The organism is Cupriavidus sp. 8B, from assembly GCF_054589115.1.
Map to the genome: position 1 here is coordinate 14,600 of NZ_BAAILO010000381.1, position 19,012 is coordinate 33,611.

Below are 19,012 nucleotides of genomic sequence, written 5' to 3' on the forward strand. Positions count from 1 at the left end.
CGTCGTTGAAGTTCTTGATCGACAACCCGCACTCGAAGCCTTGCTTGACTTCCTTGACGTCATCCTTGAAGCGCTTGAGCGAATCGAGCTCGCCGGTATGGATGACCACGTTGTTGCGCAGCACCCGTACCAGGGCAGTACGCTTGACCAGCCCGTCGGTGACCATACAACCGGCCACCGCGCCAATCTTCGGCACGCGGAAGACCTGGCGCACTTCGACCGTACCCAGCGTGACTTCGCGCTTTTCCGGTGCCAGCATGCCCGACATTGCCGCCTTGATCTCGTCTACCGCATCGTAAATGATGTTGTAGTAGCGAATATCGATGCCGTTGTTCTCGGCCAGCTTGCGCGCGCCAGCATCGGCACGCACGTTGAAGCCGATGATGACCGCCTTCGAGGCCGTGGCCAGGTTGACGTCCGACTCCGAGATGCCGCCCACGCCGCCGTGCACGATCTGTACGCGCACTTCTTCGGTGGAGAGCTTCTGCAGCGATTGCACCAGTGCTTCCTGCGACCCCTGAACGTCGGCCTTGACGATCAACGGCAGCGTCTGCACTTCGCCTTCGCTCATCTGCTCCAGCATCGTTTCCAGCTTGGCCGCCTGCTGCTTGGCCAGCTTGACGTCGCGGTACTTGCCTTGGCGGAACAGCGCGATTTCGCGCGCCTTGCGCTCGTCCGGCAGCACCAGCACTTCTTCACCAGCCGCGGGCACTTCGGACAGGCCCTGGATCTCGACCGGAATCGAGGGACCTGCTTCCTTGGTCGGCTTGCCGGTTTCGTCCAGCATGGCACGCACGCGGCCATAAGCGCTGCCAGCCAGCACCACGTCGCCACGCTTGAGCGTGCCGCTGGTGACCAGGATGGTCGCGATCGGGCCCTTGCCCTTGTCCAGCTGGGCTTCCACCACCAGGCCCTTGGCCGGGGCGTCCACCGGTGCCTTCAGTTCCAGCACTTCGGCCTGCAGCAGCACTTGCTCGAGCAGGTCGTCGATGCCGGCGCCAGTCTTGGCGGACACCGGAACGAACGGCGAATCGCCACCGTATTCTTCCGGCAGCACCTGCTCGGCCACCAGTTCCTGCTTGACGCGGTCCGGGTTGGCTTCGGGCTTGTCGATCTTGTTGATCGCGACCACGATGGGCACACCCGCCGCCTTGGCGTGGGCAATGGCTTCCTTCGTCTGCGGCATCACGCCGTCGTCGGCCGCGACCACCAGGATCACGATGTCGGTTGCCTTGGCACCGCGAGCACGCATGGCCGTGAAGGCCTCGTGACCCGGGGTGTCCAGGAAGGTGATCACGCCGCGCTCGGTTTCCACATGGTAGGCACCGATGTGCTGCGTAATACCGCCGGCTTCGCCTGCCGCAACCTTGGCACGACGGATGTAGTCCAGCAGCGAGGTCTTGCCGTGGTCGACGTGACCCATCACGGTCACCACCGGCGGACGCGGCAGCTGCTCGGCGTCGGTGTGGTCTTCACCACCCACCACCAGCAGCGCTTCCGGATCGTCCAGCTTGGCGGCAAACGCCTTGTGGCCCATTTCTTCCACCACGATCATGGCGGTTTCCTGGTCCAGCACCTGGTTGATGGTCACCATCTGGCCGAGCTTCATCATCTGCTTGATGACCTCGGAAGCCTTGACGGCCATCTTGTGCGCCAGGTCGGCCACCGAAATGGTCTCGGGGATGTGCACTTCGCGCACCACCGGTTCCGTCGGCGCCTGGAAATTCGTGCCGCGATCGTCTTGCTGATGACGGTTGCCACGGCCGCGCGGACCACCGCGCCAGCCGCCAACGCCACCCGACGAATCGCCGCGGGTCTTCAGGCCGCTGCCCTTCTTCTTCGAGCCTTCGTCCTGCCAGGTCGAGGAGGTACCAGCCTTCACGACCTTGCCGGTCTTCTTGTCGACGGTGGTGGTAGCGGTGGCGGTGGTCGTTGCGGGCTTCTTCTCTTCTTTCTTGACTTCAGTGCCAGGCGGCTTGACCGGCTTGTGCAACGTACCGGTCTGCTCGGCCTTCTTTTCTTCAGCCTTGCGCTCCGAGGGCGCCTTGAGCACGCGTGCCGGCGCATTCAGCATCTGCTGAATGGCACGGGCTTCGGCTTCGGCGGCCTCGCGGCGCTTGCGCGCTGCGTCTTGCTCGGCACGCGCCTTGTCGGCAGCCTGCTTGGCATCGTCGGCGGCCTTCTGCGCGGCAGCGCGTTCGGCGGCCAGGCGAGCCTTTTCGTCTTCGGCCTTCTTGCGCGAATCGTCGTCTTCCGGCGCCTTGGCCGTAGCGGCGGCGCGCAGGGCAGCAGCTTCCTCTTCCGCCTTGCGGGCGGCGAGCTCAGCCTGGCGGCGTTCTTCGGCCTCCAGCGCTTCTTGCTTGGCGCGACGCTCGGCTTCCTCGCGTTCGGCCGCTTCCTGGCGTGCCTTGGACTCGGCTTCCTGGCGTGCCAGCAACTCGGCCTGCTGACGATCTTCCTCGTCCTGGCGTACCTGCTCGGCCGCATCGACCGGCAGCTCGACCACTTCGTGGCCATCGGCGCCATCGGCGGAAGCCTCGTCGCGCTTGATCAGGACGCGCTTCTTGCGCACCTCGACCTGCACCGTGCGAGTCTTGCCGGTGGAATCGGCCTGGCGGATCTCGGAGGTCTCACGCTTGGTCAACGTGATCTTCTTGCGCGCGCTGTCATCGGCCGCCCCGTGGGAACGCTTGAGGTAATCCAGCAACTTGGTCTTGTCGGATTCGGTGATGATGTCGTCAGGCGTCACCTTGCCCACCCCAGCTGCCTGCAATTGTTCCAGCAGGGCAGCTGCGCTGCGGCTCAGTTCTGCGGCCAGTTGGGCAACTGTTGTGCTTGCCATTCAAACCCTTTCAATGCTCGGTTTATACGTCGGGACAATTGTGTGCGGAATGCGCGCTCAAGCAGCCTGGAAAAGCACCACGTGAGCGTGTCCCTCAGTTAAACCAATGTTCCCGTGCTTTCATGATCAGCGCGCGGGCATCATCCTCGCCAAGACCAACCATGTCGACGAGTTCGTCGACGGCCAATTCGGCCAGTTCGTCACGCGTGTGGATATTGCCTTCGGCCAGCTTGCCGATCAGTTCCGGGGTCAGGCCGTCGAGCGAGCGCAGATCCTGCGACACCTCTTCCACCTTTTCTTCCCGGGCCAGTTCCATCGTCAAGAGCGCATCGCGGGCGCGGTTGCGCAACTCGTTGACGGTATCTTCATCGAAGGCGTCGATTTCCAACATCTCGCTGATGGGCACATAGGCCACTTCTTCCAGCGTGGAGAAACCTTCGTCGATCAAGATGTCAGCCACTTCTTCGTCCACGTCCAGCTTGGCCATGAACAACTTGCGCACCACGTCGCTTTCCTCGGCTTGCTTCTGTGCCGATTCTTCCTGCGTCATGATGTTGATCTGCCAGCCGGTCAGCTCGGACGCCAGGCGTACGTTCTGACCACTGCGGCCGATGGCGACGGCGAGGTTTTCCTCGTCGACCACCACGTCCATGCTGTGCTTTTCTTCGTCTACCACGATCGACTGTACCTGTGCCGGCGCCAGGGCGCCAATCACGAACTGGGCCGGATCTTCCGACCACAGCACGATGTCGACCGCCTCGCCGCCGATCTCGTTACGGACCGCGGTCACCCGCGTGCCGCGCACGCCGACGCAGGTACCGATCGGATCGATACGCTTGTCATGCGCCACTACGGCGATCTTGGCGCGCACGCCGGGGTCGCGAGCGGCCGCCTTGATTTCCAGCAGGCCCTGCTCCATCTCCGGCACTTCGTTCTCGAACAGCTTGATCAGGAACTCGGGCGCGGTGCGCGAGAGCTCGATCTGCGGGCCGCGTGCGGTGCGATCCACATTCAGGATATATGCGCGGACACGATCGCCGGTGCGCAGATTTTCCTTGGGGATGATCTGGTCGCGGGCCAGCAGCGCTTCCACGCGGCCGGACTCGACGATCAGGCCCTTCTTGTCGGCGCGCTTGACCGTGCCGGTCATGACCTTCTCGCCACGATCAAGGTAATCGTTGAGGATCTGCTCGCGCTCGGCGTCACGGATCTTCTGCAGGATCACCTGCTTGGCGGCTTGCGCACCGATACGGCCGAACTCGACCGACTCGATCTGCTCTTCGACAAATTCATCCAGCTGGATGTCCGGATCCTGCTCGCGCGCCTCGAACATGAGGATTTGCTTGTCCGGCTCCTGCAGGCCCTGTTCATCGGGGACTACAAGCCAGCGGCGGAACGTCTCGTGCTCACCGGACTCACGATCGATGGCGACGCGAATATCCACGTCTTCCTCGAAACGCTTCTTGGTTGCCGAAGCGAGTGCCGCTTCCAGCGCACCGAATACCACATCCTTGTCGACGTTCTTCTCACGCGCAAGCGCATCGACGAGCAACAGAACTTCGCGGCTCATTGCTTGTTCCCTTTTTTCTGATTTCCTTTGAAGTCGATCACCGGCACCAGGCGTGCGCGATCAACATCGGATATGGTGAATTCCAGCAGCGCCGTGCCGTTCTGGCCTTCGAACTCGAGGCCAATCTGCTCTGCCCCCGGCTCACCGGTAGGCGCCTGCAGGATGCCGACGAAATTCTTCTGGCCATTGACCGGAAGGCGCAAGGTAACCCTGGCTTCCTGGCCCGCGAAGCGGACGAAGTCAGCCAGTTTCTTGAGCGGCCGGTCCAGCCCCGGCGAGGACACTTCGAGGCGCTCATAGTCGATGTTCTCGACGGTGAGCACGTGGGTAAGCTGACGGCTTACCTTCTCGCAATCCTCAATGACGATGCCGGTTTCAGGCTGATCGATGTAGACGCGCATGAGTCCGCCTGGAGCGCGCTCGAGCTCAACCAGCTCGTACCCCATGCCGTTCAGGGTGGTTTCGATCAAATCTGCCAGATGCACTGTATTCCCGAATAATGGCCATCAATACCGTGGCAGACCCAGCCCATCGGCACGGCCGTCTTGGTTGACGGCTTCAGCCAGCTTGCCTGCCAGTCATCCCGACCGGCGCGCCGTGAAACACGGCAAGCACACGAAACGGGCGAAGCAAAAAAAAATGGGCGCAATGCCCATCATTTGCCCACCCTTTTGCAGGATGACTTTTGAATAGACTTTGATTATACGCTGTCGCGGTGCAAAAGGCAAAGGCACCGGGCTTTGGCCGGACAGGGGATGCGGCCTGTGCCGCCCTTTTCCCTGCCAAGCCTGCCCATGGCGCCCCGCCTCGCATCGCTCAACGATTGCCGTCGCGGCCACCGCCACGAGGACGGCGGTTGCCGTTGGGCTTTCCGCCCTGCGGCATCACATTCCCATTGGCTTCGCCACCACCGCGACGCTGGGAACGGTTCTGCCCGCCCCCCATGCCGCCGCCCATGCCGCCCATGCCGCCGCCCATGCCACCCATTCCGGCGCCGCGGCCGCCACTGCGGCCACCGCGACCCGGGCCGCCCGGACCGCGGGGGGAACCCGCCGCGCCGCCGCCCAGCTTCGTGGTATGCGACGTCAGCAGGGTCGGGCCACCGATGTAACCCATCGAGGTTTGCATCGGATCCGGCTGGCCGCGGCCAGCGCCACTGCCGCGCGGGCCGTTGCTGCGATTGACGCGCGGCAGGCCGTCCATGCCGGTCGGCATCGGCATGCCGGCAATGGCTGCCTCGGTGCGCTGTTGGCGGCCACCCACCTTGCTGCCGCCCCTGGGACCGCTATCGCCCTTGGACGGCGCCTTCAGGCCGATGGATGCCATCAGCGCACGCACGTCGTCCGCCGCGAGTTCTTGCCAGCGGCCGCGCTTCAAGCCGCGCGGCAGCAGGAACTGGCCGTAACGGGTACGGATCAGGCGCGACACGGTCAGGCCGACAGCCTCGAACATGCGGCGCACTTCGCGGTTGCGGCCTTCAGTCAGCGCCACGTGGTACCAGTGGTTGATGCCTTCGCCGCCGCCGTCCGCAATGCGCAGGAAATTGGCCTCGCCATCGTCGAGCTTGATGCCGTGCAGCAGGCGCTGGCGATCGGCCTCGGCCAGCTCGCCCAGCGTACGCACCGCATACTCGCGCTCCACGCCGTAGCGCGGATGCATGAACTTGTTGGCGATATCGCCCGACGAGGTAAAGATCAGCAAGCCCTCGGTATTGAAGTCGAGGCGGCCCACGGCCACCCACTTCCCTGCCTTGATGCGCGGCAGGCTGTCGAACACGGTCGGACGGCCTTCCGGATCCGACTGGCTGACGATCTCTCCGGACGGCTTGTGATAAAGCAACACGCGCGGTGGCTTGGACGACACACGGCGGTGGATCAGCTTGCCGTTCACCCGGACCTGGTCGGCCGGCAGGATGCGCTGGCCGATATGGGCAGGCAGGCCATTGACCGAAACCCGGCCCTGCAGAATCAGCTCTTCCATTTCCCGGCGCGAACCCAGCCCGCCCTCGGCGAGCACCTTGTGCAGCTTGGGCGCGTCGTCGTCTGCCGACAGCTCGCGCACCGGCTTGACCCGGGCCTGCGGGCCGCTCGACTCTTCCTGGTCGTACTGACCGGAAATGACAAAGCGGAACAGGTCTTCACCGCTCGCGGCGGCGGGCGCCTTTTCGGGCACACCCGCGGCCGGGCGCTGCGCGCCGCCCTTGCCCTTGTTTGCCTTGCCCTGCTGGCGCGGGCCGCCTTGCTGCCCCTCGGCGCCACTGCGGCGGGCCACGCCTTGCGGCTGCTGGCCTTGCTGCGGCTTGCGCTTGCGGGCGCCATTGCCGTTAGGGTTGGCACGCGCGCCATCGCGCTGGCGCTCGCCCGCGGCTTCGCCGCCAGCTTCGCTCACGCCTTCGGCATTGTCGGCGCCAAAGGTGCGGCGAGCGCCTCGCGGCGCCGGGCGTTCGCCCTGCTGCTCGCCGGCCTGCACGCTCTCGCCTTCGGCCGGCTTGCGCTTGCCACGGGTACGTCCTTTCCTTGCGCCGTCGCCACGCCCGGCCTGCGCATCGCCCGCGTCGGGGCCGCCCGCAGGGGCTGCCGTGTCGCCGTCCGCGGCACGCCCGCCATCGCGGTCCTGCGCGGCCTGGCGGCGCGTGGCCACCAGATTGCGCAAGCCACGGCGCAGGCCCTTGCGGCGCGGCGCGCCATCGGTGCCGGCGCCGCCTTCGGCGCCATTGCCGGCATCGCCGGCCGGCGTATCCGCCTGGCGGACGTCTTGATCAGAATCGGACAAGGTATTCACATTCGGATGTTGCATGGTGTTCAGTTGGACACGCGCTGGTCGTGCTCGTCGTGCTCGCTGGGGTGCGCCGGATTCGTCTTGGACGCCCCCGGGACTTCGGATGCCTGCTCGCCGGAGTCCACTTGTACGTGGTAACCGTTGGCGGGCGTGTCCGTTTGCTCATTTGTTTCACCGTCTGCGACGGCTTGCTCCTCGGCTGTGTCGCCAGGCCGTGCGCCGGTGGGCTCGGCGGACACCGGCTCGCTCCCTGGCTCGTTCCCTGGCTCACTGTCTGGCTCCGGCGTCGCCGGCACTTCCGCCTCGGCCTCGGGCGTGGGTGGGAACCCAGCTTCCGCTTGCACCAAGGCTTCCTTCTTTTCAAACGCATCCACCAGATCGGCGATGCCATCCGCGGCGCCGGCCGCGAGAACATCGGGTGCAACCACTTCGGAATGGGTCGATTCACCCTCCCCGGCATCGGCCACAGCCTCTGCGGCAGCCTCGGCCTGATCATCGCCAGGTTCCGCGAATGCCTCTTCGTCGCTATCCGCCGGCACAGTGCCCAGCGCCTCGAAATCGATTGGCTCCTGGTTCAGCAGCGCGACCTGCGCCTGGGCCTGGATGTCTTCCAGCGGCGGCAATTCATCGAGCGTGCGCAGGCCAAGGTCATCAAGGAAATTCTTGGTGGTGGCATAAAGCGCGGGCCGCCCGGGCACGTCACGGTGGCCGATCACCTCGATCCAGCTACGGTCCTCGAGCTTCTTAACGACCTCGGTGCTGACCGCGACACCGCGGATTTCCTCGATATCGCCTCGCGTGACCGGTTGCCGGTAGGCAATGATCGCCAGCGTCTCCATCACGGCGCGGGAGTACTTGGGCGGCTTTTCAGGATTCAGCCGGTCCAGGTATTCGCGCATGACAGGGCGGCTCTGGAAACGCCAGCCACTGGCCAGTGCCACGAGTTCCACGCCGCGTTGCTCCCAGTCGCGGCGCAGCTCTTCGAGCAGCACGCGAATGGTGTCGGCACCGACGTCGTCGGCAAACAGCCGGCGCAAGTCATTGACGCGCAAGGGTTCCTGCGCGCAGATCAGCGCGGTCTCGAGGACGATCTTCGCCTCTTGGGTATTCATGTTGATTGCGTGCAGCCTGTCTTTGCACCTGCGCCCCGATTGATCCCGGGCGCACTGGAGATTGCGGGTTCAGCGGTAGGGATTGCCACCGCCATCTGGCCGCGCAGCCAACCGCATGCTTGTTGCATGCCAGCCGTGCGCTTTCTTTTATTGCATCGGGTGCCGGACCTGACCGGCAGGAGATCGCCCGGCCACCGGCTTTACCTGCCAGTCGACGGAGCCCTTGCGTCGCGCCTTCCCCCTGATGTGGCGGACCTGTCCGGCGCGGCGTTTATCATCGAACGCGCCGGGTGCAAGAAAATACGGATATCGGGCCTGCTGGCCTATTTCACCCCGCCCTGCCGTGGCTGGTCTTTTGAACCGAATCTTTTGAACCGGACGGCGGTTGGGGAACGGTCCCTGGCGCTGTTGCCTGCCCGGGTGTTCCTGGCATGCATCCCTGAGCAGCGGATGCTACCTGACGATGCCACGATGAAATACGCTGCGCGATATCGCTGTTCTTGCGATTGTATGGCATTCCCTGGCAAACCTGCAACCGATTCGCACAGCTACCTCATCGAGGAAGTGACAGATACGCCACGAACAACGTTTCAGAAGACCAGGCAGAATCCATGCGCGGCAAGCGTCTGGGGCAAAAGCAGCGCGCGCGCCACCCCGGCCAGGCCAAAGGCCACCACCGCGAGGCCGGCGCCGGCCCGTAGCGCCGGGCGGCGCGAAAGCTGCCTGAGGTAGCCGGACAGGCCCGAGATGACCAGCAGGTTCGGCAGGGTGCCCAGGCCAAACACGGCCATCACCAGCGCGCCAGACGGGGCATTGCCGGCCAGCAACGCCATGGCAAGTGCGCCGTACACCATGCCGCACGGGACCAGCCCCCAGGCCAGCCCCATGCCGTAGCGGCGCAGCAACCGCCCCTGCCCCCGCGCCCGGGCCACGGCCGGCAAGCACGCGCCGACGGCGCCAAGGCCGCGCAGCAAGCCGCCCGCGGCGCGGGCGGCAAGCCGCTCCAGCCAGCCAGTACCCATGGTCCGCCCGCGCAACATCCACAGGCCCGACAACACCAGCATCACGCTGCCCACCCCAAACAGCCAGCGCTGCAGCGGCAGGTACTGCGCCCCCCAGACGCCAGCCCCCAGGGCGCCAAGCAAGCCCCCCAGCACCGCATACATGCTGAGGCGCCCGGCATGCATGACGAGCAGTTCCAGCAACCAATGGCCGGGACGCCGGAGCACCGTGGCAGGCACGCGCGCTACGCCGCCCTGCTCCGCGGCCAGCGCGATCCCGCCGCACATGGCGGCGCAATGCACGCCGCCCAGCAAAGCCAGGGTAAATACGCTGATTAGCACGCCTATGGTCAACTTCTCCTCCCAATCACACAATCGCAACGTCCGGCGCGGTAAAATGCGCCCAACGCGCCCCCGCAGCTTCAAGAGGCGCTATCAACATGAAGCCCAGCGCCCGCGCCAGTTCGCGCGTTCGCAAAACAACATGACGACGGGCACGGCAGGCCGCGCTGCACAGATTGCGCACCGCCGACAGACCCGCGCGCCGGGCCGATGTGGATAGCGCTTCCCATCGACGACTCTCAACGTCAAGCTCTCAACTCAATGCGCCTGCCACACCGCGCTTGATTGACTGCGCTAAACCGACAGGCCTCAATTGCTCACCTCCATTCCTATTACCGAGATGTCGCCCCGCTGCTCCACCTGCTCGCTCGGCCAGCTCTGCCTGCCCGTCGGCATGACGCAGCAGGACCTCGAAAAGATGGATACGCTGGTGCAGGACCGGGTGCGCGTACGCAAGGGCGAAACCCTGTACCGCCTCGGCGACCCTCTCACCGCCGTCTACGCGATCCGCTTCGGCACGCTCAAGACCCACCTGACGATGGAAGACGGCCGCTCGCAGATCACGGGCTTCCACCTGCCCGGCGAAGTCGTCGGCCTCGACGGCCTCGGCGAGATGCAGCACGCATCGGACGCCACCGCGCTGGAAGATACCGAAGTCTGCGTGGTGCGCTTCGGCGATCTCCAGACGTTGTCCAACGTCCTGCCTTCCCTGCAGCATCAGTTCATGCGCCTGATGAGCAAGGAGATCTCGCAGGACCAGGTCATGTTGATCACGCTCGGCTCGATGCGCGCCGAGGAGCGGCTTGCCGCTTTCCTGATCAACCTGTCCGAGCGCTTGTCCGCGCGCGGCTATTCGGCCTCCGAGTTCGTGCTGCGCATGAGCCGCGAGGAAATCGGCAGCTACCTCGGGCTCAAGCTCGAAACCGTCAGCCGCCTGTTCTCGCGCTTTGCGGAAGCTGGCCTGATCCAGATCCGCCAGCGCCACGTCAAGCTGGTCGACATGGTGGGAATCAAGCAGATCGTCAACAAGTCCTGCTGACGTGCACGTCGCAAGCCGCCCTCGCCTGCGGCGGCCCGCCGTGATGCCGCGCCCTCCGGCCTGAACCGGCAAGGCGCGCATCGCACTCATTCCAGCTCGTCCGTGTCCGCCAGCCGCGTGGGCATGGTGTACAGCGTCAAGCCGCTCGACAGCGAGCAGAGCACCCACGCGATCAGGAATCCCACGGTGTAGACCGCCTCCCGCGATGCCTCGACCGGCTGGCCGAAAAAGCGCAGGTCGCCAGGATCGACCATGGAGAACACCAGCGCGGTCGTCAGCCCGGCAACCAGGAAGGCGGGCCACAACACCCACATCAGCCAGCGCAGTCTCATGATCACCTCGCTTGCGCCGCAACCGGCGTTGCCCGGCATGCCGCGCTGCCCGCCTTCTCGACCACCAGGCCGTGCCGCGACACGCCTTCCACAATGGGCGGGTCCGGATGGGTCATGGCCAGCCAGATCGTGACCCCGCAAGCCACCATTGCCACCAATGGCCCGCTCATCAGCAGCCACGGCCATGGCTCCTTCCACCAGGGATTGCTTTGCTGCGTCATCTGGCCTCCTGTAGATCTAGATCGCGCATGTTGCGTATGGATCGGTGCATCCAGCGTGCCCTGCCGCCTCATAGATTGCGCGGCACGATAAAGCTGGTGCTCTGTCGAATCTCTGCGCCATGGCTCCCCGTGCCCTCATCGGGCACCGCGGTCACCGTGACCTCGATCTTGTGCGTGCCCTGCTCCGCTGACTCGATCGGCACGCGCACCCGGATGGGAATCAAGCGATTGGACGTGGGCTCCAGGTTGCCGGCAGCGTGGTCATACTCCACGGCCAGGCCCTTCAGCGCATTGCTGCCCGCGCTGACGGCGACGCGCATCGGCGCCTCGGTCGTGTTGATCAGTTGCAGCCGGTACACGTTCTCGATCCAGCGCCCTTCCACTTCCCGCCCCAGCGCGCCGCGGTCGCGGATGATGTCGACCTTGAGCGGCGTGCGCATGGCCAGCGAGGCCATGAAGCCGACGACCAGCGCCAGCCAGATCACCGAGTAGATCACCGTGCGCGGCCGCACCAGGCGCTTGCGCGCCACGGTCTCGGAGAGCGCGCTGCGCATGGCGTTCTCAGATGTATAACGGATCAGCCCGCGCGGGTACGCCATCTTGTCCATGACCTGGTTGCAGGCGTCGATGCAGGCGCCGCAGCCAATGCAGTCGTACTGCAGGCCATCGCGGATATCGATGCCGGTGGGACAGACCTGCACGCAGATGCTGCAATTCACGCACGCGCCCAGCCCCGCTGCCTTGTGGTCCGCCTTGCGCGAGCGGCTGCCGCGCGGCTCGCCACGGCCCACGTCATAGGTGACCACATAGGTGTCGCGATCGACCATCACGCTCTGGAAGCGTGCATACGGGCACATGTACTTGCAGACCTGCTCGCGCATGAAGCCGGCGTTGCCCCAGGTGGCGAACGAATAGAACAGCATCCAGAACGTTTGCCACGGGCCCAGCGAGAGGCTCAGCACCTGCCCGCCCAGCGCGCGGATGGGCGAGAAGTAGCCGACGAAGGTAAAGCCCGTCCACAGCGCGATCACGATCCAGAGCGCGTGCTTGCTCGCCTTCAGGCGCAGCTTGCGTGCGCTCCACGGATCGCCGTCCAGGCGGATGCGGGCAAAGCGGTCGCCCTCCACATGCCGCTCGATCCACATGAAGATCTCGGTGTACACCGTCTGCGGACACGCGTAGCCGCAGAACAGCCGCCCCGCGATCGCCGTGAAGAGAAACAGCGAGAGCGCGGAGATCACCAGCAGCACGGCAAGGTAGATCACGTCCTGCGGCCACAGCACCAGGCCAAAGATATAGAACTTGCGCGCGCCGAGATCGAACAGCATGGCCTGGCGGCCGTTCCACTGCAGCCAGGGCATGCCATAGAAGAACAGCTGGGTCAGGACCACCATCCAGACCCGCCAGCTCGAGAACGCGCCCGACACCGAGCGCGGATAGATCTTGCGGCGGACTTCATACAGGGTCTCATCCGAAGTCTGCTCATCCGCCGTCGCGGCTGCGGGCTCTCGATGCGGCGCCCATGCGGGCCCGTTTGATCCAAGCGGCTCCGGTCCGGGGGCGTTCATCGGCGATCACCCCCGCCGCGGTGCGGGCCCGGCCGACAAGCACAAGCGTGGTGGCTCATTGCCTGCTCCCCTCGCCTGCGCCGCTCCCGGTGTTGGACAGGCCCCAGACATAGGCGGTCAACATGCGGATACGCTCCGGCGTGAGGATTTCTTCGTGCGCCGGCATATGGTTGTTATGGCCCTTCAGGATCGCGTCGACGATGCTGGCCTCCGAACTGCCGTACAGCCACACGCGGTCCGACAGGTTGGGCGCGCCAAGCGCCTGGTTGCCCTTGCCGGTGGAACCGTGGCAGGCCGCGCAGGTGGACTTGAACGTGCTCTCGCCGCGCGAGGCGCGGATCGGGTCGTAAGCCAGGCCGGAGAGCGAACGCGCGTATTGCGCCACGTCGCCGGCGAGCTTGCCGTCGATGGTCGAGGCGAACGACGGCATCACGCCATTGCGGCCCTTGGTAATGGTCTGCGCGATGGTCTCGGGATCCCCGCCGTACAGCCAGTCGTTATCGGTCAGGTTGGGAAAGCCGCGGCTGCCGCGCGCATCGGAGCCGTGGCATTGCGCGCAGTAGTTGAGAAACAGGCGTTGCCCGATCTCGCGCGCCGCCGGGTCGGCCGCCACCTGCTTGACGTCCATGTGCATGTACTTGCCATAGACCTCGCGCTGCAGTTGCTCGGCCGCGTGGCGATGCGCCTCCAGTTCGACCCCGCTGGAGGTCTTGAGTACGCCGGCGTAGGAACCCAGGCCGGGGTACAGCACCAGGTAGCCCAGGCCAAAGATGCACGCCAGCAGGAACATCCACATCCACCAGCGCGGCAGCGGGTTGTTCAGCTCGCGCAGGTCGCCGTCCCACACGTGGCCGGTGTCTTCGGCGGCGCCGGCGACCTTGGTGACCTTGCGTTGGGAGAACAGCAGCCACACGCACCAGACGATGCCGACCAGCGCGATGGCGGCAATGTAGTAACTCCAGAAATCCGTGAAGAAGTCGCTCATGACTCAGTGTTCCTGCTTGGTGTTGTTTGCGCCGCCGGCATGACGCGCGATGCGGTAGCCGACATCGACGTTCGCGTCCAGCGGCTCGTCGGGCAAGGCGAACGGCAGCATGGCCGACTCCTGGTTGGCGGCCTTGCGCCCGGACGACCAGGCCCACCAGCAGATGGCGATGAAGGCAGCCATCGAGACCACGGTGGAAAACCCGGTGATCATTGCCATGGCTTACTCCTTGGCCGGCGTGGCCGCGGGCTGCGCCGCGGCCGCGGTATCCACGCGCACATTGCGCTTGGCGATGCCAAGCTCCTGCAGGTAGGCGACCATCGCGTCTTCCTCGGTCTTGCCGGCCAGCGTGGCGGGCGCCTGCTCGATCTCGGCGTCGGTGTACGGCACGCCGAGGCGGCGCAGCGCACGCATGCGGTCGCGGACATCGTTGGCCTGCAGCGGGGTTTTCTCGAGCCACGGGTAGGACGGCATCACCGATTCGGGCACCACGTCGCGCGGGTTGCGCAAGTGGATGCGCTGCCAGTCGTCGGAGTAGCGCCCGCCCACGCGCGCCAGGTCGGGACCGGTACGCTTGGAGCCCCACAGGAAGGGATGGTCGTAGACCGACTCGCCAGCCGTGGAGTAGTGGCCATAGCGCTCGACATCGCCCTGCAGCGTGCGCACCTGCTGCGAATGGCAGCCCACGCAGCCCTCGCGGATATAGATATCGCGGCCCATCAGGCGCAGCGCGGAGTACGGCTTGATCCCCGCGTCGGGCTCGGTGGTGGAGTGCTGGAAGAACAGCGGCACGATCTGGACGAGCCCGGCGATGCTGACCACCAGGATGGTGCACAGGATCAGCCAGCCGATGTTCTTCTCCAGGGTCTCGTGCGTAAAGAAGCTTCGTTTTTCGGACATCGTTTCTATCCTGGAATGATCAATGGGCGGAGGCGGCAACGCTGGCCGGGATCAGTGCGTCCACCGCGGGCTTGCCGATGATGGTCCGGGCCACGTTGTAGGCCATCAGCAGCATGCCCGAGAGGAAACACAGGCCACCCAGCAAGCGGATCAGGTAGAAGGGATACTTGGCCTTGACCGCTTCCGCGAAAGCGTAGGTCAGGGTGCCGTCAGGCTGCGTGGCGCGCCACATCAGGCCTTCCATCACGCCGGCGATCCACATCGAGGCGATGTACAGCACCACGCCGATGGTGGCGATCCAGAAGTGCAGCTCGATCAGGCGCACGCTGTACATCTCCTTCTCGCCAAAGAGCCGCGGGATCAGGTAGTAGAGCGAGCCGATGGAGATCATCGCGACCCAGCCCAGCGCGCCGGAGTGCACGTGGCCGATGGTCCAGTCCGTGTAGTGCGACAGCGCGTTGACGGTCTTGATCGACATCATCGAGCCCTCGAAGGTCGCCATACCGTAGAAGGACAGCGCCACCACCAGGAACTTGAGGATGGGATCGGTGCGCAGCTTGTGCCAGGCACCCGACAAGGTCATGATGCCGTTGATCATGCCGCCCCACGAAGGCGCGAGCAGGATCAGCGAGAACACCATGCCGAGCGATTGCGCCCAGTCCGGCAGCGACGTGAACTGCAGGTGGTGGGGACCGGCCCACATATAGGTGAAGTTGAGCGCCCAGAAGTGAACGATCGACAGGCGGTAGGAATAGATCGGGCGGCCGGCCTGCTTGGGGATGAAGTAATACATCATGCCCAGGAAGCTGGTGGTCAGGAAGAAGCCCACCGCGTTATGGCCGTACCACCACTGCACCATGGCGTCCTGCACGCCGGCATAGGCCGAGTAGGACTTCCACATGCCCACCGGCATCTCGGCGTTGTTGACGATATGCAGGATGGCGATGGTCAGGATGTAGGCGCCGAAGAACCAGTTGGCCACGTAGATGTGCCGGGTCTTGCGCTTCATGATGGTGCCGAAGAACACGATGGCGTAGGCCACCCACACCAGCGTGATCAGGATGTCGATCGGCCATTCGAGCTCGGCATATTCCTTCGAGCTGGTGATGCCCAGCGGCAGCGTGATAACCGCGGCCACGATCACCAGTTGCCAGCCCCAGAACGTGAATGCCGCCAGCGGGCCACAGAACAGCCGCGCCTGGCAGGTGCGCTGCACGATGTAGTAGGAGGTGGCGAACAACGCGCTGCCGCCGAAGGCGAAGATGACCGCATTGGTGTGCAGCGGGCGCATGCGTCCGAAGGACAACCACGGCGTGTCGAAATTAAGCTCCGGCCAGATCAACTGTGCCGCGAGCAGAACGCCTACGGCCATACCGACAATCCCCCAGACTACCGTCATGACGGCAAACTGCCGCACGACGCCGTAATTGAAGGTGTCGGCGCGAGAATACGCGGCGGTGACAGCCATTCAGACCCCCAGATTGGATAAACATGAATTGATGTTGTGACTGTAGGAAAAGAGGGGGATGGGCGTCTTGATCTGTATCAAGCGGTATGGGAATGGGGGGAACCTGGAGGCGTAGGAGGCGTTTCGGGTTGGGTTCTGATGCCCACCGTGGCACGCGTAACCTGCAGTCGCTTGGCTATCTCACTATTTGGCTCGCCCGCTGCAGAAACCAAAAGCGATGCGTGCCCGTGCAACCAGCGACGCCGGGAAACTCCGCGAACGCGCCATCGAGGCAAGTTGGGACCGCTCGTCTTCACGCGGGGGTGTCTCTTTAGGGCGGGGTTTTGATGCTTCTAGCCCCGCTGACGCGGGTGGGTCTCTTGTGGGCGGGGTTTTCGCTCTTCTAGCTGCTGGCGCGGCTGTACGGGGTTGGCCGTTTACACACGTGTGAGATGTCACTTTTCTTTACTCGTAAAGATAAGTAACCAAAAGAAAGCGATCCTTGCAGGAGGCTGGCGTGGCGGGGTTGCGTAGCCCGGTGGTTTCGTCGTCAGGCCCCGGGTTTTAATGGCCTCATGCCGTTACCGGTTCAAATGGCCACGATCCTGCGGACGACGCTGGTTTCGTGGTGAGGCTGCTCGGTAGCGGCATTCCTGCTCATTCATCCATCTGCCGGTACCGGTGCGAAGCGCCACGATATATCACGCCATGATGGTTTCGTGGTGGGGTGGACGCGGTGGTGAATCCCTCGAAACTATTCGGGCGGTGCCACCGCGCCCACGACGGAAACGGGACGCCTGCAACTTCGTGGCCGCCCGCACCGCGAGCGACAGACGGCTTGAAATTCGTGGCGGTGGCTACCGGTGGGGGCCACCACGAATCTCTGGGCATTGGCAGCGTCGTGATGATCTAAACTGGTAACGGCATGAGGTCATTAGAACCCAGGGCCGTACGACGAAACCATTGGGATTCCCAATGACGCCACGCCAGCCTCCTGCAAGGATCGCTTTCTTTTGGTTACTTTTCTTTACGAGTAAAGAAAAGTGACATCTCACACGTTCCAAAACGGCCAACACCGCACAGCCGCGCCAGCAGCTAGAAACATCAAAACCCCGCCCACAAGAGACACTCCCGCGTCAGCGGGCCACAAGCAATACACATCGCCCACTTCCCCCCAACCTACAATTCCCGCTCCAATCTCAACAGACTTTGCGAACGAATCAGCGGAACGAGATACAAGCTGCTGGCGCGGCTAGGCGGGGTTGGCCGTTTACGCGAATGGAGACATTTCCAGGCTTCTAGCCCCGCTGACGCGGAGGTGTCGCTTGCCCCCCCATTCAACCTACCCCAATTCACGGCCTATCGTTATCAAGAAGAATCGCCTCCCCCGGCCGATCAAGATCATCATACTGTCCCGCATGCAGCGCCCACCAAAGCGCGCCCGCAATCACGGCAACCAGCACCAGGCTCATCGGCACCAGCAGGTAGAGCATGTCCATGGCGTCAGTCTCCGGGCTTGCCGGCGCGCAGCAGGCGCCAGGCATTGGCCACCACCAGCAGCGACGACACCGACATGCCGATGCCCGCCATCCAGGCGGTGACATAGCCGGTTGCCGCCAGCGGGATGGCGATCACGTTGTAGGCAAAGGCCCAGGCCAGGTTCTGGCGCACCACGCGACGCGTGCGGCGGGCCATCTTCAGCGCGTTCGCGATCTCCGCCACGCGGCCATGGGTCAGCACGGCATCGGCGCCCGCCTGCGCCAGCGGCGCGCCGCTGCCGATGGCGATCGAGACTTGCGCCTGTGCCAGCACCGGCGCATCGTTGATGCCGTCGCCCACCGCCAGCACCACGGCGCCGCCGCGCTGCAGGTGCGCCACGTACTCGCGCTTGCCTTCAGGCGTGACGCCGCCCTCGCGGCGCGAGATCTGGAAATGATCGGCCCACCAGCCGACCGTGGCCGGCGTATCGCCCGACACGAGATGGCAGCGCACGCCAAGCGCGCGCAGCTCGCTGAGCAAGCGCGCGGATTGCTCGCGCGCGACATCGGCCAGCGCGAACACCGCCAGCGCGCCGGCAGCGCTGCCCAGCCACACCAGCGTGGCGCCGCGGCGCTCGCTGCCGGCAAGCTCGGCGTTTGGGCCGCCGGCATTGCCGTGCTCGCACAGCGCGTCGACGAACTCGCGACGGCCAAGGCGGTAACGCCGCCCATCCACCTCGGCTTCGAGGCCCTGCCCTGGCACATTGCGCATGGCGTCGATGGCAAGCGTCTCGTGCGCAAGGCCTTGCGCCTGCGCAGCCTCCACGATGCCCCGCGCGATCGGGTGCTCGCCGGAGCGTTCCATGGCCGCAGCCAGCCGCAGGCTGGCGGCGGCATCGGCATCGCCCAAGGGCTGCGTGCGCACCAGCGCGAAACGCCCTTGCGTGAGCGTGCCGGTCTTGTCGAGCATCACGTCCGTGACGCTGGCCAGGGTCTCCAGCGCGTGGCCGCGCGTCAGCAGCAAGCCACGGCGCGACAGCGCGGCCCCGGCCGCGGCCAGCGCCGCTGGCGTGGCCAGCGAAAGCGCGCACGGGCAGCTCACCACCAGCACGGCCACCGTCACCAGCAACGCACGCGCGGGATCGATCCATGTCCACCAGACTGCGCCGGTCACGGCCGCCAGCACCAGCAGGATGGCGACGAACCAGCCCGCCACGCGGTCGGCCACCGTGGCCAGGCGCGGCTTCTCCGCCAGCGCACGGTCCAGCACGGCGACGATCTCCGCCAGCCGGGTGCCCGCCCCTACCTTGGTCACGCGCAGCTCGAGCGGACTCGTGGTATTGAAGCAACCTGCCAGCACAGCGTCGCCGGTGCCGCGCGGCACCGGCCGGCTCTCG

Annotated in this window: 15 protein-coding genes and 2 pseudogenes; 1 reads left to right on the top strand and 16 read right to left on the bottom strand. The window is 65.1% G+C overall.

Annotation, left to right across the window (positions count from 1 at the left end; translation table 11 throughout):
* The 6 genes from infB to ACYP5B_RS35655 form a co-directional block, all read right to left on the bottom strand.
* Positions 1–2,842 (bottom strand): translation initiation factor IF-2 (gene infB, locus ACYP5B_RS35630; RefSeq protein WP_459572788.1); only part of this gene is annotated, 2,842 nt, incomplete at its 3' end.
* A gap of 94 nt (positions 2,843–2,936) precedes the next feature.
* Entirely contained in the window at positions 2,937–4,412 is a 1,476-nt protein-coding gene (gene nusA, locus ACYP5B_RS35635; protein ID WP_043347317.1) for a transcription termination factor NusA, read from the bottom strand.
* Positions 4,409–4,897: a ribosome maturation factor RimP gene (gene rimP / locus ACYP5B_RS35640; RefSeq protein WP_400101850.1), complete on the bottom strand. Its 489-nt coding sequence runs from the start codon at positions 4,895–4,897 to the stop codon at positions 4,409–4,411. Before rimP ends, nusA begins: the two co-directional genes overlap by 4 nt.
* A 331-nt stretch (positions 4,898–5,228) precedes the next feature.
* Complete coding sequence (gene rluB, locus ACYP5B_RS35645) at positions 5,229–7,208, bottom strand: 23S rRNA pseudouridine(2605) synthase RluB (RefSeq protein ID WP_459572789.1); 1,980 nt, start codon at positions 7,206–7,208, stop codon at positions 5,229–5,231.
* 5 nt (positions 7,209–7,213) lie between these two features.
* Positions 7,214–8,302, bottom strand: a complete 1,089-nt coding sequence (gene scpB / locus ACYP5B_RS35650; RefSeq protein WP_459572790.1) for an SMC-Scp complex subunit ScpB — start codon at positions 8,300–8,302, stop codon at positions 7,214–7,216.
* A gap of 590 nt (positions 8,303–8,892) precedes the next feature.
* The gene (locus ACYP5B_RS35655; RefSeq protein ID WP_400102310.1) at positions 8,893–9,657 is read right to left on the bottom strand and encodes a sulfite exporter TauE/SafE family protein; all 765 of its coding nucleotides are present in this window, start codon (positions 9,655–9,657) and stop codon (positions 8,893–8,895) included.
* Between the two features lie 301 nt (positions 9,658–9,958).
* Here ACYP5B_RS35655 and fnr point away from each other — a divergent pair, with 301 nt between their 5' ends.
* A complete protein-coding gene (gene fnr / locus ACYP5B_RS35660) occupies positions 9,959–10,684 on the top strand; it encodes a fumarate/nitrate reduction transcriptional regulator Fnr (protein WP_318236672.1) in 726 nt (241 codons plus the stop codon).
* 86 nt (positions 10,685–10,770) lie between these two features.
* Here fnr and ACYP5B_RS35665 read toward each other — a convergent pair whose 3' ends face one another.
* From ACYP5B_RS35665 to ACYP5B_RS35710, 10 genes and pseudogenes are all read right to left on the bottom strand, one after another.
* The gene (locus ACYP5B_RS35665) at positions 10,771–11,016 is read right to left on the bottom strand and encodes a hypothetical protein (RefSeq protein ID WP_043421572.1); all 246 of its coding nucleotides are present in this window, start codon (positions 11,014–11,016) and stop codon (positions 10,771–10,773) included.
* A 2-nt stretch (positions 11,017–11,018) separates the two neighbouring features.
* A complete protein-coding gene (locus ACYP5B_RS35670; RefSeq protein ID WP_459572792.1) occupies positions 11,019–11,237 on the bottom strand; it encodes a hypothetical protein in 219 nt (72 codons plus the stop codon).
* Positions 11,238–11,305: 68 nt separating this feature from the next.
* Positions 11,306–12,805, bottom strand: coding sequence for a cytochrome c oxidase accessory protein CcoG (gene ccoG, locus ACYP5B_RS35675; protein WP_459572793.1), 1,500 nt, complete (start codon positions 12,803–12,805; stop codon positions 11,306–11,308).
* Between the two features lie 55 nt (positions 12,806–12,860).
* A complete protein-coding gene (gene ccoP, locus ACYP5B_RS35680) occupies positions 12,861–13,790 on the bottom strand; it encodes a cytochrome-c oxidase, cbb3-type subunit III (RefSeq protein ID WP_459572794.1) in 930 nt (309 codons plus the stop codon).
* A gap of 84 nt (positions 13,791–13,874) precedes the next feature.
* Positions 13,875–14,009 (bottom strand): annotated as a pseudogene (locus ACYP5B_RS35685) (cbb3-type cytochrome oxidase subunit 3); the annotation flags it as partial.
* A gap of 3 nt (positions 14,010–14,012) precedes the next feature.
* On the bottom strand, positions 14,013–14,690 hold the full coding sequence (gene ccoO, locus ACYP5B_RS35690; protein WP_267603574.1) for a cytochrome-c oxidase, cbb3-type subunit II: 678 nt from the start codon (positions 14,688–14,690) through the stop codon (positions 14,013–14,015).
* 19 nt (positions 14,691–14,709) lie between these two features.
* Entirely contained in the window at positions 14,710–16,158 is a 1,449-nt protein-coding gene (ccoN, locus tag ACYP5B_RS35695; protein ID WP_459572795.1) for a cytochrome-c oxidase, cbb3-type subunit I, read from the bottom strand.
* Positions 16,159–16,298: 140 nt separating this feature from the next.
* A pseudogene (locus ACYP5B_RS35700) lies at positions 16,299–16,425 on the bottom strand (helix-turn-helix domain-containing protein); the annotation flags it as partial.
* A gap of 1,064 nt (positions 16,426–17,489) precedes the next feature.
* Positions 17,490–17,636, bottom strand: coding sequence for a cbb3-type cytochrome oxidase assembly protein CcoS (gene ccoS / locus ACYP5B_RS35705; RefSeq protein ID WP_267603577.1), 147 nt, complete (start codon positions 17,634–17,636; stop codon positions 17,490–17,492).
* A gap of 4 nt (positions 17,637–17,640) precedes the next feature.
* Positions 17,641–19,012, bottom strand: a 1,372-nt coding sequence (locus ACYP5B_RS35710) for a heavy metal translocating P-type ATPase (RefSeq protein ID WP_459572797.1), incomplete at its 5' end; no start/stop codon positions are given.